Origin of the sequence: Actinocorallia libanotica (genome assembly GCF_039525175.1) — a bacterium.
GTDB lineage: Bacteria > Actinomycetota > Actinomycetes > Streptosporangiales > Streptosporangiaceae > Actinocorallia > Actinocorallia libanotica.
This window is the reverse complement of record NZ_BAAAHH010000005.1, coordinates 135,984-162,475: the sequence shown is the minus strand read 5'-3', so window position 1 is coordinate 162,475 and position 26,492 is coordinate 135,984. Positions and strand designations below refer to the sequence as shown.

The following is a 26,492-nucleotide window of genomic DNA, read 5'->3' as shown; positions in this document are numbered from 1 at the left end:
GGCGCATCATGGGGCGCACGCTATCCGCAGCCCCTGCCGCATCGGTACCCGGACTCCAGGGGGCCCGAGCGCCGGGCGTCGTGCGCCGGGTCAGGCGCCTCTCTCCTCCTCGATCACCTCGTCCAGCAGGCGGTCGCCGGTGCGGGTGCCGAGGGCGGGGTCGGCGTTGGTCAGGCCGGGCTCGGCGCCGATGGCCTGGCGGGCGGCCTCGCCGCCGGTGCTCTGGTCGCCCAGCGGGGCCCGGGTGCCGGTCCCCTCCATGTTCGCGATGCCCTCGACCCGGCCCGTGGCCTCCTTCTCCAGGTCCGCGTCCGGCGCCTCCCGTCCGGCGCGGTCCGCCATGGCGGCCTGGTCGCTGCCGCCGAGCGCCGTCTCGGCCGGGAGGTCGCGGATGCGCTCGGCCGCCATCTCCCGCAGGTCCTCGCGGCTCGCGCCGTCCTCGCCCTTGCCTTCACGTCCGGTCATCTCAGCCTCCTTCGCCTTACCCCACCTCCCCTACCCGCCCCTCCCTCAACGAACGGACACGAACCCACATAAATGGCAATAAAACCACCAGCATGCGCGCGGCGGCGGGGAACCGGGCGCTCCGAACGGCTCCGCCGGGGACCGCCGCGCACCAGGCCCGTCAGCCGACGGTCAGCCGTTGATCAGCGGACGGTCAGCGCCCTCGGCGAGTCTTTCGTTCGTCGCCGGAACGACCGGCGGCACGGAAACGAGCCGATGGAGAACACCATGAAGAACACCCGCGTCCTCATCTCCGGCGCCGGGATCGCCGGCCCCGCCCTCGCCTACTGGCTGGACCGGTACGGGTTCCAGACCACCGTCGTGGAGCGGGCGCCGGGGATCCGGCCCGGCGGGCAGGCGGTCGACGTGCGCGGCCCGGCGCTGGAGGTGGCCGGGCGGATGGGGATCCTGGCGGAAGTGCGCTCCAAGAACACCGAGATGCGCGGCATGTCCGTGGTGGACGGCGCCGGCAACGAGCTGTACCGCAGCGAGGAGCGCACGGTGAGCGGCGGCGACCTGGACAGCCCCGACGTCGAGATCCTCCGCGACGACCTGGCCGAGATCATCGCCGCGGCCGGCGGCGCGGGGACCGAGTACCTCTTCGGCGACTCGATCGCCGCCCTGGAGCAGGACGACGAGGTCCGCGTCACCTTCGAGAGCGGCCTGCGCCGAACCTTCGACCTCGTGGTCGGCGCGGACGGCCTGCACTCCCTCACCCGCCGCCTGGCCTTCGGCCCCACCGAGGCGTTCATCCGGCCCCTGGGAACCTGCATGGCGGTCTGCACGGTCCCCAACTTCCTGGACCTGGACCACTGGCAGGTCATGCACCAGATGCCCGGAAACGCGCTGAGCGGCGTCATGGTGATGAGCGTCCGCGACAATGCCGAGGCCCGCGCCTACTTCATGTTCGACCCCGCCGAGCCGGTCACCCTCGACCACCGCGACGTCTCCGCGCAGCAGGAGCTCGTGGCCCGCGAGCTGGCGGGAGACAGCTGGCACGTGCCGCGCCTGCTGGAGTGGATGCGCTCGGCCCCGGACTTCCACTTCGACGCGGCCGCCCAGATCCACCTGGACTCCTGGTCCAGGGGCAGGGTCGTGCTGCTGGGCGACGCCGGCTACTGCGGCTCCCCCCTGTCGGGGCAGGGCACCACCATGGCCATGGTCGGCGGCTACGTGCTGGCCGGCGAGCTCAAGGCCGCCGGCGGCGACCACACCGCCGCCTTCGCCGCCTACGAGAAGGAGCTGCGCGACTACGTCCGCGCCAACCAGGAGGTGGCCATCACCAACATGCGCCAGCGCCGCGCCCAGGTCGCCCAGGAGACCGCCGGCGAAGCCGAGGCCGCCGACGCCCTGGCGGAGACGGGCGTCGAAGAGTTCGCCCAGGTCGTCGCCTCCTACACCGTCAAGGACTACTGACACCGGTTACCATCGGAATTCCGGCAGGGAAATTCCGCCATACCCCCCATATCCGCATTACGGAAAATTGCCACAGAAAGTGGATATACCGAGAAATTCGGTGGTAACGGGGTGGAGACCGATGGACGGTGAAAGCGGTGTCGAGCGGATGCTGACCGGCCTGCTGGAGGCCAGCCATCTGGCGACGTTCGAGCAGGTGCCCTCCCTGGTCGCGGCGCACGCGCGCCAGGCGGGCATGGAAGAGGTGCTGATCTACCTGGTCGATCTGCAGCAGCGCGTGCTGCGGCTGGTGACCGGGCACGGCGCGGACGCCGGCCAGGGCGCCGACGCGGAGACCGCCGAACTGCGGGTGGACGGCACGTTGGGCGGCCGCGCGTTCCAGGAGGTGCGCGTCCTGGCCACCAGGGGGCCCGAGGAGGCGGAGGCCGACGAGGCCGAGTACTGGTGGGTGCCGATGCTGGACGGCACCGAGCGGCTGGGGGTGCTGCGGGTGCGCACCGCCGGGCAGGGCGGCGAGGCGTCGGTGGTCGACCGCATGCGGCACCTGGCCTCACTGGTCGCCCTGATGCTGGTCAGCACACGGCCCTACAGCGACTCCCACGCGCGGCTGGTGCGCACCGAGCGGATGAACGTGGCCGCGGAGATGGAGTGGAACCTGCTGCCGCCGCTGACGTTCGCCAGCGAGCAGATGGTGATCGGCGCGGTGGCCGAGCCGGCGTACCAGCTGGGCGGGGACGCCTTCGACTACGCCGTCGCCGGTGACACCGTCCACCTGGCGGTCTTCGACGCGATGGGGCACGACGTGGCCGCCGGGATCACGGCGAACCTGGCGATGGCCGCCTGCCGCAACCACCGCCGCCACGGCACCCCGCTCGCCGAGGCCAGCCAGGGCATCGAGGCCGTCCTGCTGCGGGAGCTCGGCCCCCGCACCCGGTTCGTCACCGCGATCATGGCCGATCTGGACACCGTCACCGGCACGTTCACCTGGGTCAACCGCGGCCACCACCCCCCGGTGGTGATCCGCGGCGGCCGCTGGATCACCAGCCTGGCCTGCCCTCCCTCCCATCCCATGGGCATGGACATGGGCCTGCCGGTGATCCCGTGCACCGAGCACCTCGAACCGGGCGACCGGGTGCTGCTGTACACCGACGGCATCATCGAGGCGCGCGACCGCCACGGCCGCGAGTTCGGCCTCCAGCGCTTCGTCGACTTCGTGATCCGCCACATCGCCGACGGATTCCCCGTCCCCGAGACCCTGCGCCGCCTGGTCCGCACCCTGCTCGACCACCACGAACGGCCGCTGCAGGACGACGCCACCGTCCTCCTCCTGGAGTGGCACGGCCCTCCTTCGCCGCCGTCCTCCCCGGGATCCGTCGCGGACGACCACTCTCTCCGGCCGTGACCTGCGCGCACGGTCAGGGCTTGCGGCCCACCCCGCCGAACTCGTCGATCTCGACGGGCTCGCCGATGTCGGTGGCCGGCGGACGCCACAGCGGGCAGGAGACGACGCCGGGAGGCAGGATCTCCATGCCCTCGAAGAAGCCTTCGAGCTGCTGGGGGGTGCGCAGGACGTAGGGCGGCTCGGCCGAGCGGTTCCAGATCTCGATGGCCTCGGCGGACGCCGGGTCCACGACGTTGGTGGCGTCGTAGAGGACCAGGAAGCTGCCGGAGGGCAGCGCTCCGATCAGGCGCCGGACGAGGGAGCGCGCCTCGTCGTAGTCGGTGATGTGGCCGAGGATGCCCATGAGGAGCAGTGCGACCGGTTCGTCGAGGTCCAGCGTCTTGGCGGCGCCCTCGAGGATCGCCTCGGGGTCGCGCAGGTCGGCGTGCAGGTAGTCGGTGGCCCCTTCGTCGGTGCCGACCAGCAGGGCGCGGGCGTGGGCGAGGACGAGCGGGTCGTTGTCCACGTACACGATGCGCGAGGTCGGGGCGGCCCGCTGCGCGACCTGGTGGGTGTTGTCGGCGGTCGGAAGTCCGGTGCCGACGTCGAGGAACTGCCGGACGCCCAGGTCGGCCGCGAGGTGGTGGACGGCGCGCCGCAGGAACTGCCGGGTGGAGCGGGCGAACAGCGCCATGTCGGGGATGACCTTCAGGATCTCTTCGCCGACCTGGCGGTCCACCTCGAAGTTGTCCTTGCCGCCCAGCCAGTAGTTCCAGATGCGGGCGGTCTGCGGGATCTCGGAGTTGAGTTCGGGCACCTCGTTCGTCATGGAGACCTGGCTACCAAATCAGGAAGGTATTTGTCAGTAATATCCGAAATTCTCAGCCCCATCGGCGGTGCCTGCTCAACGCCCCCGCCGCCGCGCCCGCCAGGGCCGCCACGGCGGCGGTCCGGCGCACGGCCGTCCAGCGCCTTCCGTGCCAGCCCCCGTCGACCGACCCGATTCCCGGAGCCGGGTCGTACAGGGTCCCGGTGGTGTCCTCCTGCTCCTCGGTCCGCGACAGCATGCCCCGGTCCGTCTGCACGGCCATCATCCGCTCGGTGAGGCCGGGCAGCAGTTTGGCCTGTGCCGTCACGAGCCTTCCCAGCGGGCCGACGACGACCTCCCGGCGCGGCGCGCGGACCAGGTTGACGATCGTGCGCGCGACGCGTTCGGGCGTGTAGACCGGCGGCATCGCCCTGGTCCTGCGGCCGGTGTAGTCGGCGGAGTGCTGGAAGAACGGGGTGTCGATGGTCGCGGGCATGACCGTGCAGACGTGGACCTTCCGGACGCCTTCGAGGGAGAGTTCCTGGCGCAGGCTCGCGCTCAGGGCGCGGACGGCGAACTTCGACATCGCGTAGGAGTGCGCGTACGGCAGGGAGACCGCCCCGGCGATCGAGGAGACGTTGACCAGCACGCCCTGCCCCTGGTCGCGCAGGTACGGCAGCGCCGCCCGCGCGCCGTGCACGTAGCCCATCACGTTGACGTCCAGCACCCGCTGGAAGTCGGCGAGCGGCACGTCGCCGAACTTTCCGAAGACGGCGATCCCGGCGCAGTTCACCCACACGTCGATCCGCCCGAACCGCTCCGCCGTCCGCCGCGCCACGTGGCCCACGGCGCGCGCGTCCGTCACGTCGGCGGGCACCGCCCAGGCCCGCCCGCCGGCCCGTTCGCACTCCCGTACGGCCTGTTCGAGCGCGTCGGTGTTCCGCGCGGTGAGCACCACCGAGGCTCCGGCCCGGGCGAACGCCACCGCGGTGGCCCGCCCGATCCCGCTGGAGGCCCCGGTCACCACCACGACCTTCCCCTTGACCTTCATCCCGCCATCCCCTCGACGCGGCGGTTCGCCCCTTACCGTCCCTCCTGCCCCGGTGCCCTCGGGCGAAACGAACCCGGCGCGGAGCTCGTCCGTAGTACCCATCCCCACAAATAGTGATGAAAGAGACTCTCTAGTGGATCTTGTATTTTTCCGACTAAGCGGACAGCCTTGCGGTGAGTCATCACCCCCGAGACCGGCACCGTGGGCAAAGGAGCGACCGTGGCCGACGACGAACCCCAGATCGACAGGACAGTCCCCCACTCCGCGCGGATCTGGAACTACTGGCTGGGCGGCGAGGACAACTACGAGGTCGACCGCGAGGCGGGCGACGCCTACATCAAGGTGTTCCCCGGCATCGTCGGCATGGCCAAGGTGGGCCGCGCGTTCCTCGCGAGCGCCGTCGAGCACCTGATCACCGCCGAAGGCGTCCGCCAGTTCCTCGACGTCGGCGCGGGCCTCCCCGCCGCCGACAACACCCACCAGCTGGCTCAGCGTCTCGACCCCGACGCCCGGACCGTCTACGTCGACCACGACCCGCTCGTCCTCGTCCAGGCGCGAGCCCTCCTCGCCGACGCCCCCGAAGGCACCACCGCCTTCCTCCACGCCGACATGCGCGACGCCCCCGCCGTCCTCTCCCGGGCCGCCGCGACCCTGGACCCCGCCCGCCCCGTCGCCCTGATGATGATGGGCTGCCTGGGCCACATCCCCGACGACGCCGAAGCCCGCGCGACCGTGCGGAACCTCCTCGCCGGCCTCCCCTCCGGCAGCTACCTGGCCCTCTACGACGGCCACGACGCCAACGCCGCCCTCAACGAGGCCCAGCAGGACTACGACGACACCGGAGCCGTCCCCTACAGGCTCCGCCACGCCGACCAGATCCGCGAGTTCTTCACCGGCCTCGACTTCGTAGGCCCCGGCTTCGGCCCCTACGAGAACTGGCCCGGCGCCTCCCCCGACCTCAAGGGCCTCCCCGTCGTCTGCGGCGTCGCCCGCAAACCCTGACGCCGTTCCGGTCCCGCCGCGTACCCGGCCCACGGCGGGACGCACCCGTCCTCCCCGTCAGGAGAACCGGATCTCACCGATGACCTCGTCGGCCATCTGCGCCATCTCCCCATCGGGATCCTCGACGGGCCCGTCGGCGCGGTAGGCGATGTCGACGATGACGTTGTTCTCCCGCACCAGGACCCCCGCCATCCGCACCTCGCCTCCGCTCGTCTCGAGAACTTCGCAGAACTCGTCGCCGACCTTCACCGACCACTGCAAGCAGACGGTCCTCCGTTCCTCGGCAAGAGCGGCATGGCGTTTCCGCGCCCTCTCCACCGAGCCGTCCCCGCCGACGAGCCCCGGCTTCTCCCTCATCAGCCGAACGGCCAGGACATGACCGTCCGCCTCCCAGACACATGAGCGGTCCTCATCCGACGCCCCCGCTTGTTCACGGCCCTCCGCACCCGGCACAAGCCGGACCGCGTCATCGCGTTCGACAACGGAGCACGCACCGGGAAGCCCGAACGCCTCCTGCTTCCCCGGCCACCAGCTCTGCTCCCACGGCCGCACCATGAGCGTGCCGGGCAGTTCCAGCACCACGAGAACCACCGACAGGACGACCAGAAAGCGCACCGATTTCCGCGGATTGCCGGAGACAGGCCGAGCGGACACACGTTCCCGATGCTCCCCGGCCCGTTCATAGACCGGTTCGAGCCTCCCCGCCGCCTCCTCCTCAGTGCCGCGTGCCGTCACAAGAGGCGCGGGAAGAGCAAGCGCACGCCCTTTCCTCGGATGCAGCACGAGCCAGTAGCTCGCCCGGCTCAACGGTGCGGGCACAAGGGAGACCCGCTCGATCTCCTCCCACGAGAACCGCCGCCGCGACCACCCGACCCGCCGGCTCACCCCGCCCGCATCGACCCGCGTGCTCCCCGTGTACAACGCCGGCGACGCCGCCACCGCCCCGAAAATCCCCGCCCAGAAGAGCATCGTGAAATCGAACGGCCCCTCGCCCCGCACCTGGGACGCGGCGGAGACCAGTCCGACCTGCACCGCCCCGCCGACCACGAGCACACCGATCCGCTTGAGGAACCGGCCGCGCGCGGGCTTCAGAACAAGCGACCCATCCGTCTCCATCACGGAGAGATCATAACCAGCCCCGCCATTTCCGAGATCTACCCGCAAAAGGCTCAACCTTCAGCACCATGGAGCCGACTCGAATCGGTCGGCACCGATTTCCGGCGCTTTCAACGGTGGCGGCCGACGTACGCCCTGTCGCGGACGGCCATGGCACCGAGGGCGGCGGCCAGGGACAGGGCGTAGGCGCCCAGAAGGAGGGCGCCCACGCTTCCCAGGGTCACAGGGAGTCCTCGATCTCGGTTTGGGCGACGAGGGCTTCGCCGAGTCCTTCGAGGGTGTCTTCCACGAGGGTCATGTAAAGGCCGGCCACGAGTTCCTCGTCGGTGAGGAAGGGGCAGCCGAGGCGGGTGGCGATGTAACACCCCTGGTCCCCGAAGGGGCGAATGTGCCAGTTCGGGTGCTGCTGCTGGAGTAGGGCGCATTCCTGCTTGTTCATGGATGAGACTCCTCGGGGCTCGGCCTACGTTCTCGTGACCACCCTCACAGGAGGTTGTTACTCTCGGCTACGAACCGGGCACTCCCCCGCCCGCACCCGCTTTTCGCCGACGACACCCGGAACCTCGGCGGACACACCCACGGGAGAACCCCGATGGCACCTCAGCACAAGGACGAGCCGGCCTGGCCCCAGAAGATGTTCGTCATCGAGATGCGCGCCCGACGCGAGGCCGCGGGACTGTCCCGCAACAAGCTCGCCGAGGCCCTCGGCTGCACACCCCAGTGGCTCGCGAAGGTCGAGGCATGCGAGAAGTCACCATCCGAGGCGCTCTCTGAGGATCTCGACACTTATTTCAAGTCCGGCGGAACCTTTCACAGACTGTGGAAAGAGATCATGGACGCACGGAGGCGCGGCCTTATTCCCAGCGGCTTCCGACGGCTGATAGACGCGGAGAAGATCACCACCGGGATCAGCTTCTATGAGCCCGTCCTCATTCCCGGCCTGTTCCAGACGGAGGAGTACGCACGGCTGGTGTTCAGCACCAGCCACCACCATGACAGGATCGAAGAACTGGTCGCCATCCGAATGGGACGCCAGGCGATCCTCCAGAAGGAGAATCCGCCCTGGATCTTCCTCTTGATCCGCGAATCGGTCGTCCGAGATCTTCATCCGGAGATCCGACTCGGTCAGTGCAAGCAGCTGCTGGACCTGATGGGGCATCCCAAGTTCTCCGTCCAGATCATCCCCAAGAACGCCCTGGTCTTTCACTCGGCCGGTTTTCAGGTGCTCAACTTCGCGGTAGAGGCCGACCTCGCCTATCTCGAAGGCTCCTACGGAAACGGTCGCATGCTCACCGATCCGGAAGCGGTCCGGAGGCTTGCCGTACTGTTCAACGTGACGAGATCCGACGCGCTGTCCGCCGAGGAATCCGAGAACATGATTTGCACGATCATGGAGGACGAGTGAGTGCATCCGCCCTGTCATCCGCCCGCTGGCGTAAAAGTACCCGCAGTGACGCTTCCGGGGACAACTGCGTCGAGATCGCCGGACTCCCCGAGGTGATCGCCGTACGCGACTCCAAGAATCCCGACGGCCCCAACCTCGTCCTCACCCGCACCGCCTTCACCCGGTTCACCCGCCAGCTCCGCACCGGACGTCACGGCCTCTGACACCCTCATTCAGCGAGCAGCCTCCGGCCGTCCGACCCGGAGCTGCTCGCCGTACGAGTCACCTTGTCGCAGGAGCCCCACCGGTCACGCGCTCCGGTCGCCGAACCCGGAGACGGCCGCGCAGAACGGCCCTGGAGAGACCATGCCCCATCTGCTCGCCCCCATCGACGACGCCCATCTCCGCTGGTCCTTCCTCGCCGCCCAACGCGAACACCTCGCCGCCCACGGCAGAACCGACGTCGGCCTGTCCCCGGAACACCTCGCCGACCTGGATCCTCGTCTCCCTTTCGCCCGCCCGCCGGGCGGACGAGCGTCGGCAACCGGAGTCTCGTTAGCCTTTCCTCGTGCATCTCGACCTCGTGACGCTCATCGTCGACGACTACGATCCGGCGATCGCCTTCTTCACCGGCGTTCTGGGGTTCGATCTCGCCGAGGACGTCCCCTCCCTCACCAACGACGGCCGGCCCAAGCGCTGGGTCGTGGTCCGTCCACCGGCCGCGCGCACGGGTTTCGTCCTGGCCCGCGCCGACGGAGCCCGCCAGACCGCCGCCGTCGGCGACCAGGCCGCGGGCCGCGTCGCGTTCTTCCTGCGCGTCGACGACTTCACCGCCTCCCACGCCCGCCTGACCGCCGCGGGAGTGCCCTTCGTCGTCCCTCCCCGCGACGAGCCCTACGGCCGCGTCGCCGTCTTCACCGACCCCTGGGGCAACCGCTGGGACCTCCTCGGCCCACCCCCGCGTTCCTGACACGACCCGAAGACCGAACCGTCACACCACCGCTCTCCGTCGGACACGGACTACAAGCCCAGGGGCACCAGAACGACCTATCAGCTCGCAGAGACGCTCCTGGACAGTGCCGAAGAACGGTGTGGTTCTTCTTTCGGCGGGGTCGACACCGGGTCGGTGTATGTGCCTCAGCGGGCGTTGTGTTCCAAGGCGATCTGGATGCCGTCGAGAAGGTAGTCCATGCCCTTGGTGAAGACGGCCTCCCAAACGGCGTTTTCGTCGTGATGGCGCGTTCCTGTGCGAGCACGCGAACAACGACTTCGATCCCGCTTTCTGCCCATGGACGACAGGAGGGGGTCCTGTCACCGGGCCTCGGCTCCTGGGCTGGGGACTCGGCTGAAGCCCCGCCGAGATCTTTCGAGTTCTCCAAAAACGTGATGCTCTGAATTTACCGATCTTGTGCTTTCGTGCCCACTCTCTCTTGAAGGAACCCGTCACGGGAGTGCGAAGGAGAGCAGGACATGGACACCGGAACGGTGGCACAAATGATCATTGCGGTGCTGGGGGTGACGGCAGCGGCACTGCCGCTGAGGGAGACCGCGCGCGGCGACCGGCGGGGAGCGGGATCACGCCGGTGCCGTGGGCTCGCCGAGGACCTCCGCGGCCTCGCGGAGGGCGGCTGCTGCGGGTGTGGACGGTCCGTCCGGGCTCACCATGGCGAGTGACGGCGGCACCCGCGATGACCCGTCGCCGCCCGCCGCCATCAGCCGGCCTCCGCGAGCGGACGGTCCCGACCCCGGGCTCGCCCGGCCACGGGCCTCGGCGTGCGAGGAGTTCCTGGACCTGTATGAAGCGCACTACACGAAGGTGGTGCGTTTCGTGATACTCGCCTGCTCCGCCACGAAAGAGGCCGCCGAGGAGGCCGCCCAGGAAGCCTTCGTCGAAGCGTGGCAGAAAGCTTCCAAACCCGGCGATTGGGAGAAGGTCGACCAGCCTCTGGCCTGGCTGCGGTCCGTCGCGCAGCGCCGGTACCGGCGCCCGGGAGGGATCCGCCGCGATCGTCCGCCGACGGTGACCGGTGTCCCCTTGGAAGACCTGCTGGACCTCTCCACCCGGCGTCCCGGACCCGACGAGCTCGCGACCGTGGCGGTGGACCTGTTGAACGCCCTGTGCTCCCTCCCCGGCGACGACCTGCGGGCAGTGATGGCCTTCACCCTGGACGGCTTCCCCGACAGCGTGATCGCCGCCCAACTCGGTATGGACCCCCAACGGGTCCGCAACCTGCGCGCCAAGGCCCGCCGGCTCTTGATCCCCTCCTTGCCCGGCTACCTTCGGGAAGGCGGCAGCCGATGACCCTCCAGGGTGAGTCCACCGATGACGAACTGGATGCCTTCCTCACTGCCGCGCACAGCGCGCTGCTCCACCATCTCGACCGGCACACCGACCTCCTCCCCGGCCTCGTCGCCTTCATGGACGGTGCCGACAGCCGGTGCACGCACCTCGGCAGGACCGTCATCGAACTGCGCAACCTCACACGCACCGCACGCGACAGCCTCGAAGTCTCCAAAGGGATCATCCGTGCCCGCCCCGACGATGACGACCTCGCTTACCTGGCCTTCCTCCTCTCCCTCAGCCACGCCTTCGGAGCAGCCCTCGACCTCACCCGTGCTCTCAACCTCGACTACCGCCTCCACGCCGGTCACGAACCCGCGCTCAGCCAAACCCGCATGCTCAAACATGCCTTGGACCACGCCCTCGGCCTCTCCCACCGACTCGACCTCGGGCTCACCCTCGCCCTCGCCCGCGCCCGCAAGCACACCCACGAACTCAACCTCGGCCTCACCTTCGGCACCGACCGCTTCTCCCGGCCTCCCGGCCACCGGCTCGACCGCGAGCTCAACCGCATTCTCAACCTCGCCCTCGACCTCAACCACGTGCCCGGTCTCGGCCGCTTTTTCAACCGCGTCACCCATCTCGACCGAGCCGACGCGCGCAGCATCGACGACTCACTCATGAACGCCGTCACCCGGATCCTCCACACGAGGACCGCGGACGTGTCGGGTGCCGATCTGTCGGATCTGCGGGTGGCCGACATCGAGGTGTTCGCGGGAGCGCTGTGGACGCGTTCGACGGTCTGGCCCGAAGGCATCGGCCCGTTGATCGAGGAGCGGTCGGACCCGATCGGTTCAGGCGTGTACCGAGTACGAGGCGGCACCGAGAACGATCCCCACGACTCGGTCCTGGTGTAGGAAGCGCCCGCCCGCAGGCGGTCGTTCCACGCCGACGGAAGCGTTCGGGAGGAGGGTTGAAGGGGTGTGGTTCTTCTTCTTGGGGCTCTGACAAGGGGAGACATGGCGAGTTACCGGGGTCGGGGCGGGGTTTGCGGATACCCTCGCCAAGGTGGACGCCGAGGGTGGAGCCGCGGTCGCGGCTGAGGTACTGGCGGATCCCTGGGCCGGAGGGCGGGCCCTGTGGCGGGTGGAGGCGGTGGCGGCGCTCCTCGCGTCCGAGGGCAGATGGACGCCCGTGGCGCCGTTGGACTCCCTGGTCGGAGATCCCGGTGCGCTGGACGTCGTCGTCGCCGCGTTGGCGCGGCGTGACGCGTGGGGGGTGGCGTGCGAACTGGTGGAGGCGGCGCTGCTGCGCGCCTGCTCGGGGGACGGGCGGGGGTTGTACGAGGCGTTCTGGGCCGCGGAGCGGCTGTGCGGGGAGTTCCGGGCGGCGCCGGGGCGGTTGCTTCCGGCGTTGAGCGCCGTGCTCGCGTGGCGGGGTGAAGGGCCGCATGTCCCGCCTTGGACGGCTTCTCTTCCGGGGGACGCCGCCGAGCTGATCGGAAGCCTCGGTACGGATGCCGCGCCCGCGCGGGACGCGCTCGTCGTTCTCGCGGGCGACGCGTCCTCGCCTGCGAACGCCGATCGCGCCCTCGCCGCCCTGATCAGGCTCGGCGACGATCGGGGGACGTCCCTCCTCGCCGCGGACCTGCCGTGCCGTCCCCTGGCGCTGCGGTCGGCGGTGGAGCACGGCCTGCCGTTCTCTTCCGTCCTGCTGCCCGCGGTCAGGGAACGGCTGCGTGTCGCATCGGAGCCCTCCGCGGACGGGAGCGAGCGTCCTGCGCCCACCGGGCCGGAGCGGGAAGCCGAGCGCTTCCTCCTCGCTCTTCTCCGCTCCTGGGGTCCTGAAGCCCACGAAGCCGTCCCCGAACTGTGCGGCCTCCTGGAGCGGAAAGCCCTGCCGGACGCCGCCGCCCGCACCGAACAGCGGCAGACCCCAGTCGCAGGCGGTGCCTCCGCTCCGGAAAAGAAACGCGTACGGGCCGATACGGACGACGTAACCAAGCGGCCGGCCGCGATATCCGTGTCCGACGGCGGCGCCTTGGAACAGGTGTGCGCGACGCTGGCCGCCATCGGCGATTCCAGCGACGGACGGGAGCAGGTCAAGGCCGTGCTGCGACGGGTCGTGGCCGGTGGAGAGGCGCGGGCGCGGTTGGCGGCGTCTCGGGCGTTGTGGCGGCTCACCGGTGATGCGCTTCCCGTGCTCGCCGAGGCCGCCGTGCTGCTGAGCGAAAAGGGCGCGCGTGCAGACAAGGCGCTGCGGCCGGACGCCGCCGAAGCCTGCCGGGAGCTGGGAGAGGAAGCCCGGCCGCTGCTGCCCGTCCTGCTCCGCCTGCTGGCACGGCCCAAGCCCCGCAGGCTTCCCTGGCTCGTCGACGTGGCCGTGGCGGTCTGGCGCCTCACCGGCGAGACCGAGCACGTACGCCCCGTCCTGGACGCCGCTCTGGCCGCGCCCGATTCCGGTCCCAAGGCGGTCCGCGCCGTACGGGAACTGGGCCCCGCGGCGGCCTCGCTGGCCGAGCACGTCGCCCATCGGCTCTATGATCTCTACGAGCTGCCGGAGACCGTCCGGGCGCTGATCCGTGTCTGCTCGGACGCATGGCAACTGCCCGAAGGCTGCTCTCCGATCCGGCTGATCGACCTCCTCCTCACCAACGCGGGTGAGGCGCGAGACCCCCTGCCCGCCTTCGAGGTCATCACCGAAGTCGGCGTGGCGCACCTGACCGAAGTCCACCGCAGGCTCCTGCACCGCTACGCCACCCAGGACCAGCGCGTCCCCCGCAAACACTCCTCTCCCGACATCGCCGCCGACACCGCCCTGCGCGCCGCTTCCCAAGCCCTCCTGAACCTGACCGCCCGCTAGAAGCCCTCCCACCGACGAAACCCACCCGCTGGACGCCCGGCCCTTCTTTCGCGACCGCACGGTGCCACCGCGCGCCGAAATTCATCCACAGCCTGTGGACACAGGATCGGCCTGCCGCCGACCCGACAGGTGCCGAAGTCGGCGACGTTCCCCGCCGAGACGTTCGAGGACGACGGGTCAGGCGCGTTCGGCCGCGACGAGGGCTCGGAGGGCGGGTGCCACTTCTTGGCCGAAGCGCATGAGGTCGAGGAGGGAGTCGGTCTGGAGGATGTAGCCGCTGAAGCCGTGGTCGAGGGCGAGGGCGGCGAGCTGGGCGACCCAGTGGTCGGGCGGGCCGTGCAGGAAGCGGTCGGAGACGGCGGCGGGGGCGAAGGTGCCGGAGACGTTGAGGAGGCGGCGGACGGCGGCGGGGTCGCGGCCGGCCTGGGTGGCGGCGGCGTCGATGATGAAGTTCGACTCGGCGAGCTGGTCGACGTCGCTCATGTAGGAGAGGGAAGGGAGCCAGCCGTCGGCCTTGGCGCCGGTCAGGCGGAGCATGCGGGGGCGGTAGGCGCCCAGCCAGATGCCCACGTCGTGGGCGGGGGCGGGGCCGCGTTTGGCGCCGTCGACGGAGTGGAACTCGCCTTCCACGCGGAGGCGGGCGCGGTTCTCGACGTCCCAGACGCCGCGGATGACGTCGATGGCCTCGCTCAGCGCCTGGACCGCCTGGCCGGGGGTGAGGCGGTCGCCGCCCATCGCCTCGATGGCCTCCCAGAAGGCGCCGGCGCCCAGGCCGAGTTCGAAGCGGCCGCCGCTCAGCAGGTCGAGGCTCGCGGCCGCGCGGGCCAGGACGGCCGGCCGGCGCAGCGGCAGGTTGATGACGTTCCCGGAGAGGTGGACGCGTTCCGTCCGTGCCGCGACGTACGACAGGAGCGTCCAGGCGTCGAGGTGGCCCGGCTGGTACGGATGGTCCTGGAAGGTCACCAGGTCCAGCCCGGCGGTCTCGGACGCCTGCGCGAGGCGCACGACCTCCTGAGGTGCCGCGTTGGCGGGCGTGAGGAAGGAACCGAAGATCAGATCGTGCCCGTAGTCCGGCATGTCCTCTTCAACCGAACCCGCCGGAGCAAAGATTCCCGGGGGATCAGGAGCCGCACTTCATGATGAGCGCGCTGGTGTCCGTCCTGCCGTTGTCGTGCCCGCCGACCGCCCACAGGGACGCCTTGGTCCGCGGGATGCGCACCAGCCGGTTGACGGCCAGGGGGTGTTTGCTGCCGGGCATGCCCTTGATGGAGGCGCGAGACCAATGCCCCTTCTTGAAGTGGTAGATCCCTGATTGCGAAGCCGGGTAGCTCGGCCACGACGAGGCCCACAGCCCGCCCGAGCCGTCGGGGACCAGGTCCTTCACCGCGACCTGGGGCGCCTTCATCTTCTTCCAGGCCTTGCCGTTCCAGCGCAGCAGCGCGGCGTGCCCGGAGACCATGCCCGCCGTCCAGATCCGGCCGGCCGACGACGTCACCCCGTACAGCGTGCCCTCGCCCGCGACGCGGGTCTTCTTCCACTTCCTGCCGTTCCACACCGAGGCGCGCGGGACGCCGCTGTCGGTGTCGCCGCCCACGGCCCACACCTTCTCGCCCGCCGCGACCGCCGAGAACGCGGTGAACCCCAGGTCGTGGACGCGCCACTTCTTGCCGTCGTAGTGCCCGGCCTTGCCCTTGAGGGTGAAGTACCAGACGTCCTTGACGCTGCGCACCAGCAGGCGCTCGACGCTGTCCCCGGTGGGGAGCAGCCGCGACGTCCATGCCGTGCCGTCCCAGCGCGCCACGTACGACCGCGTCATCTCCGCGTTCTGTCCGGCCAGCCACAGGTTGACGCCGGACGAGGCGCTGAGGTCGCTGACGGACGAGGCGGCCAGGCCTTCGGGAAGCTCCTGCCTGCTCCATGCGGTGCCGTCCCAGCGCAGCAGGATCGCCCCGGACGCGCCCATCCCGTGCCCCAGCACCGACCACGCCAGTTTCGGGGAGACCGCGGTGAGCCCGTCGAAGTTGGCGAGGCCGCCGCCTATCTGCTGTTTGACGCTCTCGGTCACCCGCCACCGGGAAGTGGCGCCGGCGTCCCCCGCCAGAACCGTCGCGACCGCGACGGACGCGGAGACCGTGACGACCACGAACCTGCGTGCCAGAGCGGACGGCGCCGAACCCACTGCCATGCGTTCTCCCCGGATGTCACCTCACCAGAAAAACCAGAAGGCCCCATCCTGCATCACCCGGGCACGCCGTCACCATGATTCGCCCACTCCGATCTGGTTCACGACCTTGAACGACGCGCTCGCCCTCACCTCCCCGTTGACGACGACCTCCAGGACGCGCGGCCCCGGCGGCTCGCGCCGGGTGGTCACCGGCCGGTAGGAGTGCGACTTGGCGACGGTGAACCGCTCCCCGGCGGCGACGGCCCTGCGGTTGCCCAGATGGAACGTGCGCCGCGAGCCGTCCCGGCGGAGCACGTACTTGAGCACGAGCGGCCCCGGCTCGCCCGCGCTGAGCGCCACCGTGAACCGCAGCCGCCCGCCGACCGGCACCTCCGGCTCGGCGATCTCCAGCCGCTCGACCGTCCCGTTGCCGGGCACCGCGCCCACCAGGGCGAGCGCCCCGGTGTCGCCGGCGCGCAGCAGCCCGCGCAGCGCGTGCCGGAGCACCGCCTCCACGTGGGAGCCGCCCTCGCCCCGCCACCGGGCGAGCAGCCCCACCGCGAACTCCGGATGCTCCTTGGCCAGGTCGTTCACGTGGTTGGCCACCGAGCGCCGCACGTACTCGCTGGGGTCGTCCCGCAGCGCGTCCAGGATCGGCAGCGTCGGCCCCGGCTCCATCAGCCACCCCACCCGCGCGCCCCACGGCAGGCGCGCCCGGGTGCCCTCCGACGCCAGCCGCCGCAGGTGCTCGTCGGGAGAGGACGCCCAGCCGAGCATGACCTCCAGCGCCTCCTCCCGGTGGCGCTCCAGGAGGGGCCGGACCGCGAACTCCCCCGTGGCGTAGGGCGTGATCACCGCGATGGTCTCCATCGCCTCCGCCAGATGGGCGGTGCCGTGCGTCCCCACGTACTCGGTGACCGGCCAGCCGCTCCACATGTCGAACCGCGCCTTCTCGGCGCACTCCCGCAGCACGGCCCCCGCCTCGGGGAAGGGCAGCGCGAGCCGCCGCTCCAGCGCCCCGGCCACCCACCGCACCCGCGCCTTGAGCTCCAGCCCCGCCAGCCCGTCCAGCGCGTCGCGGACGAACGCCGCGTGCTCGAAGGACGGCCGCACCGCCGCCAGCCCGTCGGCCAGCACGCCGACCGACGCCTCGTTGATCCGTTCCTTCAGAGGTTCCGCCACCTCCGCATCGTCACAGGAGGCACTGACATTCCCGCTCCGTTTCCAGATCGTTCACAGATTTTTCTCAGATTCGTGGGGTGGCATGTACCCGTTCGCCAGAAAGGAGAGTTCATGGACCTCGGGCACGCCCTCCGCGCACCGAGCCGGCTGCACGCGTTCAACCGCTACGAGATCAAGTACCTCATCGACGTGGACCGGCTGGACGGGCTGCGGGCCGACATCGAGAAGCGGCTCGACCGCGACGTCCACAGCGGACCCGAGGGCTACAGCATCTGGAGCGTCTACTACGACACCCGGCGGCTGCGCTTCTACTGGGAGAAGATCGAGGGCCTGAAGTTCCGCCGCAAGCTGCGGATCAGGCACTACGGCGACCGCTTCGCCATCACCGGCGACACCCCGGTGTTCGTCGAGATCAAGCAGCGCGTCAACCGCGTCACCCAGAAGCGCCGCGTGCGGCTGAGCTACCACGACGCCCTGCGGCTGTGCGACAAGCGCGAGGCGGTCGAGCACTCCCTGGGCGAGACGGCGTTCATCGACGAGGTCCTGGACCTGACGAGCCGCCTCGACCTGCGGGCCACGGCGATCACCGGCTACCAGCGGCACGCCTACATGGGCCGCGGCGCCGACGTCGGCCTGCGCGTCACCTTCGACCAGCGCGTCCGTGGCCGCGACCGCGACTTCGACCTGGCCACCCCCGCCGAGAACCGCTTCATCATCCCGCCGCACAAGGTGATCATGGAGGTGAAGGCCAACGAGCGCGTCCCCTACTGGCTCACCGACCTGACCGCGAGCCGCGAACTGCAGGTCGTACGGGTCTCCAAGTACTGCCAGAGCGTGGAGGCGGCCGGCCGGGCACCCCGCTCCGTCTTCCATGTTCCCGGTCACGACATCCACCTCCCCCTCGAGAAGGCATGACCCCGTGAACCTCGACTTCCAAGACCTCTCCGGCACCTTCAGCGTGCTCGACGTCGCCCTGGCGATGTCCCTCTCGTTCGTCCTGAGCGTGCTCATCGGCTTCGTGTACCGGGCGACGCACCGCAACGTCTCCTACAGCCAGTCCTACGTGCAGACGCTCGTCATCCTCGGCATGCTCATCTCGCTGATCATGCTGGTAGTCGGCTCGAACATCGCCCGCGCGTTCGCCCTGGTCGGCGCCCTGTCGGTGGTCCGCTTCCGCAACGCCATCAAGGAGACCCGCGACGTCGGGTTCATCTTCCTGGTGATGGGCATCGGCATGGCCGCCGGCACCCGCTTCTACGTGCTGGCCGTCGTCGCCTGCCTGGCCATCTGCCTGGTGACCGTGCTGATGCACCGCTTCAACTGGTTCGCGCTGAACGTCCAGCGCCAGGTGGTCAAGGTGCAGGTGCCCGCCGACGAGGACTACACGCACACCGTCCAGGACGTGCTCATCCAGCACACCGACGAGTTCGAGCTGGTGAGCATGGAGTCGATCCGCGGCGGCGCGCTCACCGAGCTGATGTACACGGTGCGGATCAAGAAGGGGAGCGAGCCCGGCTCGCTCATCGCCGTGCTGCGCGCCCGCAACGCCGGCCAGCCCGTCACCGTCCTGACCGGCTACGACCAGACGGACCTGTAGGCCGCCATGCCCCTTCCCTCCCAGCCCCTTCCCCCGCACCGGCCGAAGCTCAGGCACCGGGTGCCCGTCCGGCTGCGCCACCACTGGAAGCTGGTCGCCGCGTCCGGGGCCTTCGTCCTCGTCCTCGGCGCGGGCCTGGGCACCGAGACCATCCGGCCCTACGCCACCACCGCCGAGGTCGCCGCGACCGAGACCGTCACCGAGGACATCGCGGGCCTCAAGGACCTCTTCGACCCCGCCGCCGCGCACGACGTCGAGCTCACGTTCAAGGACGCCGCCTACGAGGACATGCTGGAGGAGTACTTCAAGGACGGGAGCAAGAAGTACGTCGAGGCCGACCTGACCATCGACGGCACCGTGATCCCCGGCGTCGGCATCCGGCTGAAGGGCAACTCCACCCTCATGGGCCTGACCTGGAAGGGCGAGTCGAGCAACGCCCGCGGCGGCCGGGGCAGCCGGGGCGGCCGGATGCCGGAGGGCATGGAGCCTCCGGAGGGCTTCCAACCGCCCGGGGACGGCCAGATGCCGGAAGGCTTCCAATTGCCGGAGGGCTTCCAGGGCGGCGGTCCGCCCGGAGGCGGTCCCGGCGGGCAGCAGCTCAAGGCCGAGGAGCCCGAGGACCTCCCCTGGCTGATCAGCTTCGACGAGTTCGCGGAGGGGCGCCGCTACCAGGGCCTCTCCCAGCTCGCCGTCCGCCCGTCCCTGAACGGCTCGACCCTGCTGAACGAGGCGCTCGCCCTCACCCTGACCGGGGAGTCCGGCGAGCCGACCCAGGAGTACGCCTACGGCTCCTTCACCGTCAACGGCCGCTCGTCCGCCCCGCGCCTGCTGATCGGCCACCCGGACGAGGCGTACGCCGAGGACCTCGGCGACGGCGTGCTCTACAAGTCCCTGGCCTCCAGCTCCTTCAGCTACAAGGGCGAGGACCAGACCGCCTACGCCGACGACTTCAAGCAGATCAACCGCAAGGGCACCCAGGACCTCCAGCCCGTCATCGACCTCGTCAAGTGGACGGAGGAGAGCTCCGACACCGAGTTCGCCCGGGGCCTGGCCGACCGCCTGGACACCGCGTCCTTCGCCCGCTACCTCGCCCTGCAGAACCTCATGGTCAACTTCGACGACATGAGCGGGCCCGGCCGCAACTACTACCTCTGGTACGACCTGGGCGCGAAGAAGTTCAAGGTCGTCTCCTGGGACCTCAACTACGCCTTCAACGGCGACGCCGAGGCCGGCGCCACCGACACCCTCTCCATGGGCGGCCGAGGCGGCGGCCGCCCGCAGGGACAGCAGGGCTCCCAGAACCAGCAGGAGCAGCAGCCCCGGCAGGGGCAGGAGGACGGACAAGGGCAGCAGGAGCGCCAGGGCCGTCCCGGCGGCGGCATGCAGATGGGCCACACCCTGAAGGAGCGCTTCCTGGAGAACGCCGCCTTCAAGGAGGTGTACGCCGAGCAGTACCGCCTGCTCTACCAGGACCTCCTGGCCGACGGCACCGCCGCGTCCGCCCTCGACGCCATCGTCGCGTCCTACCGGCTCAACGAGGGCGCCGACACCGACCGCGCGACCTCCGACGCCGAGGCCCTCCGCACCACTCTGCAGACCAGGATCAAGTCCCTGAGCACGGACGCGACCGTCACCGGCTGACGGCCGTCCGCCCCCGGAGCCCCCGCCCACTCCCTGTACGGCGGGGGCTCCCCCTTGGGTTCAGTCGCCGGTCCGGCCCGCCGCGGGCGAGGCCGAGGTCGTGGGCGTGGCCGCCGCCGTCGGGGACGCCGACGGCGTGGCGGGGAGGGTGTAGACGTGGTCCGGGGTGGCGACGCGGGTGACGGCGCGGGCCAGGAGGGTGCCGACGTCGCGGCCCTCGTGCTGGGCGTCGGTGTTGGTGAGGACGACGAGGGTGGCGCGTTCGGAAGGCAGGTGGACGGTGACGGTCTGGTAGCCGGGGAGGGAGCCGTTGTGGCCGAGCCAGCCGCGGACCTCGAACATGCCGAGGCCGTAGCGCAGTCCGGGGAACGGCTCGTAGGCGCCCTTCATGCGTTCGGCCTGGGTGCCGGTCGACAGGAGGGTGCCGGTGGCCAGGGCGGGCGCCCAGGTGCGCAGGTCGTCCAGGGTGGAGATCATGGCTCCGGCGGCCCAGGCCCACGAGGAGCTCCAGCCGGTGGCGTCGGTGGGCTTCCCGTCGGCGGACTGGGTGGTGTAGCCGTGGGCGTGCGGACGCGGGAACTCGGTCCCCTTGGGGAAGAGGGTGCGCCGCAGTTTCGCCGGGACCAGCACCTCCTGCCGGATGAACTCCGCCAGCGGCTTTCCGCCGGCCTTCTCGATCACCAGGCCGAGCAGGACCGTGTTGGTGTTGCTGTACTCGAACCGTTCGCCCGGCTGGAAGACCAGCGGGTGCCCGAAGGAGTAGGCCAGCAGGTCCCGGGGCTTGAAGGCGCGCTTCGGGTCGGCGAGCATCGCCTTCTGGAAGCCCGCGTCGGAGGTGTAGGGGTAGAGGCCGCTCTTCATCCCCGCCAGCTGCCGCAGGGTGATGCGCTCCCCGCTCGGCACGCCCGGAACGTACTGGGAGATGGGGTCGTCCAGTTTCACCTTGCCCTGGTCGACCAGGCGCAGGAGCGCGGTGACCGTGAAGGTCTTGGTCTCACTGCCGATGCGCATGAAGAGGTTCGCCGCCATCGGCTCCTTCGTCGCCTTGTCGGAGACGCCGAACGCCCGTACGTAGGAGCTGTCGCCCATCCAGAGGCCGATGATGGCGCCGGGCGCCTTCGTCTCCCGCATGACCTCGTTGACGGCCCTGTCGAGTTTCTCGGTGACCGGGGCGGAGAGGGGGTCGGCCACGGGGCTCGGGGTGAGCACCCCGAGCCCCGCCCGCTCGACCACCGGTCCGGCCTGTCCGCCGCACGCCGCGACGAGTCCCGTCAGGCCGAGCGCCACCGCCGCCGGAAGGCTCCGGTACCTGAACCCGCGCGCCATCTCGCGCCACCTCTCCCCCGAGTGCTCGGGACGGGTTTCCGCCCCGAACACCCCATTACCCTGGGGAGTCGTCCCTGTACCGCGTGCGATGATCGGCTTCGTCGTCCGCGCACTCGTCGTGGCCCGGCATCTCGTCCTCGTCGAGCGCCCGGGTGTCGCGCAGCTCCACGTACGGCTCCTCGTCCGCGGGGTGCCCCGTCGTGATGGCGCGGCCGCGTTCGAGCTCGGCGTTGAGTTCGGCGCCGAGCAGGATCGCGATGTTGGAGATCCACAGCCAGACGAGGAACACGATGATCCCGGCGAGGCTGCCGTACGTCTTGTTGTACGAGGAGAAGTTCGCCACGTAGAAGGCGAACCCGGCGGAGGCCGCCAGCCAGAGCAGGATCGCCAGGACTCCGCCGGGGGTGACCCACCGGAAGCCCTGCTTGGCGTTGGGGGAGGCCCAGTACAGCAGGGCGAACAGGAAGCTGACGATCAGCAGCAGCACGGGCCACTTGACGATGCCGAACGTCCTGACCGCGGCGGAGCCGAGGCCGATCACGTCGCCGGCCCGGCGGGCCAGCGGGCCGGACACCACCACGGCGATCGCGGAGGTGGACAGCAGCACCAACGTGACCAGCGTGACGCCGACGCGGATCGGCAGCGTCTTCCAGATCGGGCGGCCTTCGGGCACGTCGTAGACGACGTTGGAGGCGCGCATGAACGCCGCCACGTACCCGGACGCCGACCAGATCGCCAGCACCAGACCGATGAGGGCGGTCAGGCCGGCGCCCACCTGGGCGCTCTGGAGCTCGGTGAGGGCCTTGGCGAGGATCTCGCGCACCGGGCCGGGCGCCAGGTCCTCCAGGTTCTTGGTCAGGCCCTCGGTGACCGACGCGCCGCCCATCCCCACCAGGGAGATGATCACCAGCAGGCCGGGAAAGATGGACAGGACGGAGTAATAGGTGAGGGCCGCCGCCCAGTCACCGATGTTGTCCTTCTTGTACTCCCCGAAGGTACGCCGTACCGCTCCCCACCAGGATGATCCCGGCAGTTCAGTCGGCCCGTCGGGAGCCTCCCCCTGCTTCCTCGTGTCGTCCATCAGCATGGCGGTCCGCCGGTCACCTCCCGTCCGGCATCCGCCGGGCGGCGCGGCGCAGGATGGTCAGGACGAGCAGGGTGCCCAGCGTCGCGCCCGCGCCCTCGGCGCGGGGCTTGGCCTCGGGGGCCGCGGCGGCCTGCCGCGCCTTCTCCACGGTCCGGACGGTGACGTCGCTGGTGGCGATGGCGTTGACGGTCTGGCCGACCGGGCCGCGGGCCCGCTCGGCGGCGTCGCGCACCGCGCAGACGGCCCGCTCCCAGGAGGACTTGGGCCGGCGGCGCCGGCGCTGCAGCATCCACAGGGCCGCGCCCACGGCCGCCACCCCGGCGGCAGCGGCGGCGCCGCCCCTGACCTTGGGCGCGTTCTCGGGGGCGATGGCCTTGGCCTTGGCCTGGGTGCCCAGCTCCTCGGCCCGGCCGCGCGCGGTCTGCAGCCGCTCCTGCGCGGTGACCTTGACCTGGCGGGCGCGCTCCTGGGCGCGGCCCTTCACGTCGGTCTTCGCCACGAGCGCGTCCACGGTGTCGCCGAGCTCCCGGCGGGTCTGCTCGATGTCCTCGCGCAGCTCGTCCACGTTCTCGGCGTGCTCCGGCTTGCCGCTCGTCGAGGCCTTGCCGCTCGTCGAGGTCTTGCCGCCCGTCTGGGTGCTGAGCGCCGTGGCGCCCGAGCGGGTGCTCCCGGACGCGACGGGCTTCCAGCCGTTGTTGTCACCAGGGTGGTTGGTCATCGGTGCGCTCGCTCCTTGATCTCGTTGATGTCCCTGCGGGTGCTGGCCACGGCGCGCTCGGGCGTCGGCGGGACGGCCTCGGTGACCTCCTTGCGGCCGCGCAGGCCCAGGCCCAGCGCCACGAGCAGCAGGACCGCCCCGACGATGAGGGCGGCCGCCCACAGCGGCAGCACCAGGCTGAGCGCGGCGACCACCGCGACGAGCACCGCCGCGACCCCGTAGGCGGCGACGAGTCCCGCGCCGCCGAGCAGCCCCGCGCCGACGCCGGCGCGCTTGCCCTTGTCCTTGACCTCGGCCATCCCCAGCCGGATCTCGGCGCGGACCAGCTCCGAGAGCTGGTCGGTGGCCCGCTGGATCAGCTCGCCGGTCCCGGGCTCCTCCCGCTGCCGCTCCTCCGGCCAGGCCCATGCCCCGGCGGCCCGCCTCTGGGCTCCTTCGGTCATGTCTTCTCGCCTCCCCGTTGACGATCACCGACCGCGTGAGGCGGCCGTACATCAGCCGTTCCCGTTCAGAGCCCGATAAACCAGCACCGCCATATACTTCACATTGCGGGACTTAATGTTTAAAGAAGCCATAAACGGGTTAACCGGGGGCGGAATCTATTCGACGGCGCCCGCGTCCGGGCCGAGCACCCCGAACCCCACCAGGCCGAGGATCAGCAGGCCCAGCGCCACCCGGTAGAGCACGAACGGCGTGAACGTGTGGGTGGAGATGTACCTGAGGAACCACGCGATCGCCGCGTAGCCGACGACGAAGGCGATGACGGTGGCCAGCAGCGTCGGCCCCCACGCGGGCGCCGGACCCTCGCCGATCTCGAACAGCTCCAGCGTCCCGGACGCCAGCACCGCCGGAATCGCCAGAAGGAACGAGAAACGCGCCGCCGCCTCCCTGCCGTAGCCCAGCAGAAGGCCCGCGCTGATCGTCCCGCCCGACCGGGAGACCCCGGGAATGAGCGCCAGCGACTGCGCGAACCCGTAGCCGAGCGCGTGCGGCAGCGTCAGCTCACCGAGCGGCCGGGGCCGCCGCGCCGCCGCGTACCGGTCGGCGAGAGCCAGGATGATCCCGAAGACGATCAGCGTGGTCCCGATGACCCGCAGGTCCCGCAGCGCCGTCTCGATGCCGTGCTGGAACGTCACCCCCAGCACGCAGATCGGCACCGAGCCCGCGATGACGAACCACCCCATCCGGGCGTTCGGATCCCCGCGGCGCTCCTTCCTCACCAGCGACGACGTCCAGGCCCTGATGATCGCCGCGATGTCCCTGCGGAAGTAGATGAGCACCGCCGCCTCGGTCCCCAGCTGCGTGACCGCCGTGAACGCCGCCCCCGGATCGTCCCACCCCGCCAGCGCCGAGAAGACCCGGAGGTGCGCACTCGACGAGATCGGCAGAAACTCGGTCAACCCCTGCAGCAGACCCAGGACCACCGCTTCGAACCACGACATTGACGATGTACTCCCCACCAGGACCGAGCCCGCTCTCGGACGTCCGGTCCGGCGGGATGACCCGGAACCGTATCCCCCGCCCCGTGTGCGGACGGTGTACGGCGCTTTATCGGGAGATGTACAGGTAACGACAGTCCAGATCGGGGGAGGCGGACCCTGCGGTGGTCGGGTTCGGTGGCGTCGTCAGCCGTGTTCCAGGTAGGCGGCCAGGCGGGCGGAGGCCTTCAGCATGGCCAGGCTTCGGGAGTTGAGCCGGGAACGCCAGTCTTCGAGGGTGGACTCCAAGGGCGCGATGCCGCCGGCCGTGCGGACCTTCTCGACGACGTCCGCGATCTGCTCCAGGAGGTAGCCGCCTCGTCTGAGCTGGTGGGCGAGGTGGGCGTCCCGGACGGTGGCGGCGGTGTAGGTGCGGTAGCCGGTGGCGCGGTCGCGTTCGGGGTGGAGGATTCCGGCGTTCTCCCATTTGCGGAGGGTCGCCGGTTGTACGCCGAGACGGCGGGCGACCGCTCCGATGTGCAGGTCCTTGGTGGTGAGGGGCGGGACGTCCGGGGAGGTGAGGTCGCTGAGGGCGTTCGCGACGGCGTCGAGGGTCCGCCTGTCGGCCAGGAGGCGGGCGTGGCTCTGCTCGACCAGCCGGAAGAGCGTCTCGTGGTCGTGCTGGTTCGCGGCGCGCATGATGTCGGCCGCCACCTGGTGGCCGTGGCCCGGCACCAGCGCGAGGAACGCCCGTAGCGCCTCGGCGTGCACGGGGCGGTAGAGGCGGTAGCCGTACGGGCTGCGTTCGGCGGCCGGCAGGATCCCGTCCTCTTCGTAGTTCCGGACGGCCTGCGTGGAGATCCCGTGCTCTCTGGCCAGGTCGACGGGACGGAGTCTGCGTTCGCTCATACCAAGTCTCACGGATGGTTCTGCGTCGTGATCAAAGGTAGGCCACGGCGCCGGAACGGGCCACGGGAACGGGTGCCGGCCGCCGCCTCCGGTGGGAAGGTGGGGAGTGTGGCAGAGAAGATCAAGGAGACGCCCCCGCCCGTGGGGTGGAAGAAGGCGATGGCGCGGATGCCGCTCGTGCTCTACCGGGCGAGGCTGGGATGGCTGCTGGGCGGGCGGTTCCTGCGGCTCAGCCACGTGGGGCGCAAGAGCGGAGCCGTCCGGCACGTGGTCCTGGAGGTCACCGGGAGGGAAGGCGACGTCGTCCGGATCGCCTCCGGCTACGGCCGCGGCTCCCAGTGGTTTCGCAACATCACCAGCAACCCCGAGGTGACCGTGCAGATCGGCCGCCGCGTCTACCCGGCGACCGCCCGACCCCTCGACCCCGCGCGGTCGGGCCGGGCCATGACGGAGTACGCGGCCCTCCACCCCCGGCTGGCCCGGCGCCTCATGAACGCCTGCGGGATCCGGGTCGACGGCACGGCCGCCGACTACGAGCAGGTCGGCCGCGAGCTGATCCCGTTCGTGGAGCTCGTCCCCCGCTGAAAGCCCCGGGAGCCGCCGGGCCCGCCGCCCCATCGCAGGCGGCCGCGCCCGCCGTCCCGC

27 protein-coding genes are annotated in these 26,492 nt (G+C 70.6%); 13 read left to right on the top strand and 14 right to left on the bottom strand.

Annotated features, from left to right (window positions below; translation table 11 throughout):
* Positions 1-90: 90 nt before the first annotated feature.
* The gene (locus ABD140_RS09205; protein ID WP_344238849.1) at positions 91-465 is read right to left on the bottom strand and encodes a hypothetical protein; all 375 of its coding nucleotides are present in this window, start codon (positions 463-465) and stop codon (positions 91-93) included.
* Positions 466-732: 267 nt separating this feature from the next.
* On the opposite strand from ABD140_RS09205, the gene ABD140_RS09200 reads away from it, so the two are divergent.
* Both ABD140_RS09200 and ABD140_RS09195 read left to right on the top strand, forming a co-directional pair.
* Positions 733-1,920 carry an FAD-dependent monooxygenase gene (locus ABD140_RS09200; RefSeq protein WP_344238847.1) on the top strand — a complete coding sequence of 396 codons (1,188 nt, stop codon included), beginning with the start codon at positions 733-735 and terminating at the stop codon, positions 1,918-1,920.
* A gap of 121 nt (positions 1,921-2,041) precedes the next feature.
* Complete coding sequence (locus ABD140_RS09195; RefSeq protein ID WP_344238845.1) at positions 2,042-3,322, top strand: PP2C family protein-serine/threonine phosphatase; 1,281 nt, start codon at positions 2,042-2,044, stop codon at positions 3,320-3,322.
* Between the two features lie 13 nt (positions 3,323-3,335).
* Here the strand turns inward: ABD140_RS09195 and ABD140_RS09190 are convergent, their stop codons facing one another.
* Both ABD140_RS09190 and ABD140_RS09185 read right to left on the bottom strand, forming a co-directional pair.
* On the bottom strand, positions 3,336-4,130 hold the full coding sequence (locus ABD140_RS09190; protein ID WP_344238843.1) for an SAM-dependent methyltransferase: 795 nt from the start codon (positions 4,128-4,130) through the stop codon (positions 3,336-3,338).
* Between the two features lie 52 nt (positions 4,131-4,182).
* Complete coding sequence (locus ABD140_RS09185) at positions 4,183-5,160, bottom strand: SDR family oxidoreductase (RefSeq protein WP_344238841.1); 978 nt, start codon at positions 5,158-5,160, stop codon at positions 4,183-4,185.
* 219 nt (positions 5,161-5,379) lie between these two features.
* On the opposite strand from ABD140_RS09185, the gene ABD140_RS09180 reads away from it, so the two are divergent.
* Positions 5,380-6,162 (top strand): SAM-dependent methyltransferase, encoded by a 783-nt coding sequence (locus ABD140_RS09180; protein ID WP_344238839.1) that lies wholly within the window; start codon positions 5,380-5,382, stop codon positions 6,160-6,162.
* Positions 6,163-6,219: 57 nt separating this feature from the next.
* On the opposite strand, the gene ABD140_RS09175 is transcribed toward ABD140_RS09180, so the two are convergent.
* Together ABD140_RS09175 and ABD140_RS09170 are read right to left on the bottom strand one after the other, a co-directional pair.
* Positions 6,220-7,281 carry a hypothetical protein gene (locus ABD140_RS09175; RefSeq protein ID WP_344238837.1) on the bottom strand — a complete coding sequence of 354 codons (1,062 nt, stop codon included), beginning with the start codon at positions 7,279-7,281 and terminating at the stop codon, positions 6,220-6,222.
* A 217-nt stretch (positions 7,282-7,498) separates the two neighbouring features.
* Positions 7,499-7,717, bottom strand: coding sequence for a hypothetical protein (locus tag ABD140_RS09170; RefSeq protein WP_344238835.1), 219 nt, complete (start codon positions 7,715-7,717; stop codon positions 7,499-7,501).
* Positions 7,718-7,870: 153 nt separating this feature from the next.
* On the opposite strand from ABD140_RS09170, the gene ABD140_RS09165 reads away from it, so the two are divergent.
* From ABD140_RS09165 to ABD140_RS09140, 6 genes are all read left to right on the top strand, one after another.
* A complete protein-coding gene (locus ABD140_RS09165; protein ID WP_344238833.1) occupies positions 7,871-8,683 on the top strand; it encodes a helix-turn-helix domain-containing protein in 813 nt (270 codons plus the stop codon).
* A complete protein-coding gene (locus ABD140_RS09160) occupies positions 8,680-8,886 on the top strand; it encodes a DUF397 domain-containing protein (RefSeq protein WP_344238831.1) in 207 nt (68 codons plus the stop codon). Before ABD140_RS09165 ends, ABD140_RS09160 begins: the two co-directional genes overlap by 4 nt.
* Before the next feature lie 344 nt (positions 8,887-9,230).
* Positions 9,231-9,632 (top strand): VOC family protein, encoded by a 402-nt coding sequence (locus tag ABD140_RS09155; protein ID WP_344238829.1) that lies wholly within the window; start codon positions 9,231-9,233, stop codon positions 9,630-9,632.
* A gap of 669 nt (positions 9,633-10,301) precedes the next feature.
* Complete coding sequence (locus ABD140_RS09150) at positions 10,302-10,964, top strand: sigma-70 family RNA polymerase sigma factor (RefSeq protein WP_344238827.1); 663 nt, start codon at positions 10,302-10,304, stop codon at positions 10,962-10,964.
* The gene (locus tag ABD140_RS09145) at positions 10,961-11,860 is read left to right on the top strand and encodes a hypothetical protein (protein ID WP_344238825.1); all 900 of its coding nucleotides are present in this window, start codon (positions 10,961-10,963) and stop codon (positions 11,858-11,860) included. The genes ABD140_RS09150 and ABD140_RS09145 overlap by 4 nt, the downstream gene beginning before the upstream one ends.
* 151 nt (positions 11,861-12,011) lie before the next feature.
* Entirely contained in the window at positions 12,012-13,805 is a 1,794-nt protein-coding gene (locus ABD140_RS09140) for a hypothetical protein (RefSeq protein ID WP_344238823.1), read from the top strand.
* 177 nt (positions 13,806-13,982) lie between these two features.
* On the opposite strand, the gene ABD140_RS09135 is transcribed toward ABD140_RS09140, so the two are convergent.
* From ABD140_RS09135 to ABD140_RS09125, 3 genes are all read right to left on the bottom strand, one after another.
* Positions 13,983-14,882: an LLM class flavin-dependent oxidoreductase gene (locus tag ABD140_RS09135; protein WP_344238821.1), complete on the bottom strand. Its 900-nt coding sequence runs from the start codon at positions 14,880-14,882 to the stop codon at positions 13,983-13,985.
* A 43-nt stretch (positions 14,883-14,925) separates the two neighbouring features.
* Positions 14,926-15,990: a hypothetical protein gene (locus tag ABD140_RS09130; protein ID WP_344238819.1), complete on the bottom strand. Its 1,065-nt coding sequence runs from the start codon at positions 15,988-15,990 to the stop codon at positions 14,926-14,928.
* 69 nt (positions 15,991-16,059) lie between these two features.
* Positions 16,060-17,151, bottom strand: coding sequence for a DNA alkylation repair protein (locus ABD140_RS09125; RefSeq protein ID WP_344238817.1), 1,092 nt, complete (start codon positions 17,149-17,151; stop codon positions 16,060-16,062).
* A 111-nt stretch (positions 17,152-17,262) separates the two neighbouring features.
* Between ABD140_RS09125 and ABD140_RS09120 the strand changes: the two genes are divergently transcribed.
* Genes ABD140_RS09120 through ABD140_RS09110 form a run of 3 tightly spaced genes read left to right on the top strand, consistent with a single transcriptional unit; the run spans position 17,263 to position 20,389 of the window.
* Complete coding sequence (locus ABD140_RS09120) at positions 17,263-18,066, top strand: polyphosphate polymerase domain-containing protein (RefSeq protein ID WP_344238815.1); 804 nt, start codon at positions 17,263-17,265, stop codon at positions 18,064-18,066.
* 4 nt (positions 18,067-18,070) lie between these two features.
* Positions 18,071-18,748, top strand: coding sequence for a DUF4956 domain-containing protein (locus ABD140_RS09115; protein ID WP_344238813.1), 678 nt, complete (start codon positions 18,071-18,073; stop codon positions 18,746-18,748).
* A 6-nt stretch (positions 18,749-18,754) separates the two neighbouring features.
* A complete protein-coding gene (locus ABD140_RS09110) occupies positions 18,755-20,389 on the top strand; it encodes a CotH kinase family protein (protein WP_344238811.1) in 1,635 nt (544 codons plus the stop codon).
* Positions 20,390-20,449: 60 nt separating this feature from the next.
* Here the strand turns inward: ABD140_RS09110 and ABD140_RS09105 are convergent, their stop codons facing one another.
* The 6 genes from ABD140_RS09105 to ABD140_RS09080 form a co-directional block, all read right to left on the bottom strand.
* A complete protein-coding gene (locus ABD140_RS09105; RefSeq protein ID WP_344238809.1) occupies positions 20,450-21,715 on the bottom strand; it encodes a serine hydrolase domain-containing protein in 1,266 nt (421 codons plus the stop codon).
* A gap of 55 nt (positions 21,716-21,770) precedes the next feature.
* Complete coding sequence (locus tag ABD140_RS09100; protein ID WP_344238807.1) at positions 21,771-22,796, bottom strand: YihY/virulence factor BrkB family protein; 1,026 nt, start codon at positions 22,794-22,796, stop codon at positions 21,771-21,773.
* Between the two features lie 19 nt (positions 22,797-22,815).
* Positions 22,816-23,520 (bottom strand): DUF3618 domain-containing protein, encoded by a 705-nt coding sequence (locus tag ABD140_RS09095; RefSeq protein ID WP_344238805.1) that lies wholly within the window; start codon positions 23,518-23,520, stop codon positions 22,816-22,818.
* Positions 23,517-23,963 (bottom strand): phage holin family protein, encoded by a 447-nt coding sequence (locus ABD140_RS09090; protein ID WP_344238803.1) that lies wholly within the window; start codon positions 23,961-23,963, stop codon positions 23,517-23,519. The genes ABD140_RS09095 and ABD140_RS09090 overlap by 4 nt, the downstream gene beginning before the upstream one ends.
* 156 nt (positions 23,964-24,119) lie before the next feature.
* Positions 24,120-24,962 carry an undecaprenyl-diphosphate phosphatase gene (locus ABD140_RS09085; RefSeq protein ID WP_344238801.1) on the bottom strand — a complete coding sequence of 281 codons (843 nt, stop codon included), beginning with the start codon at positions 24,960-24,962 and terminating at the stop codon, positions 24,120-24,122.
* 183 nt (positions 24,963-25,145) lie between these two features.
* Positions 25,146-25,847, bottom strand: a complete 702-nt coding sequence (locus ABD140_RS09080) for a TioE family transcriptional regulator (RefSeq protein WP_344238799.1) — start codon at positions 25,845-25,847, stop codon at positions 25,146-25,148.
* A 108-nt stretch (positions 25,848-25,955) separates the two neighbouring features.
* On the opposite strand from ABD140_RS09080, the gene ABD140_RS09075 reads away from it, so the two are divergent.
* A complete protein-coding gene (locus tag ABD140_RS09075) occupies positions 25,956-26,432 on the top strand; it encodes a nitroreductase family deazaflavin-dependent oxidoreductase (RefSeq protein ID WP_344238797.1) in 477 nt (158 codons plus the stop codon).
* Positions 26,433-26,492: the final 60 nt, after the last annotated feature.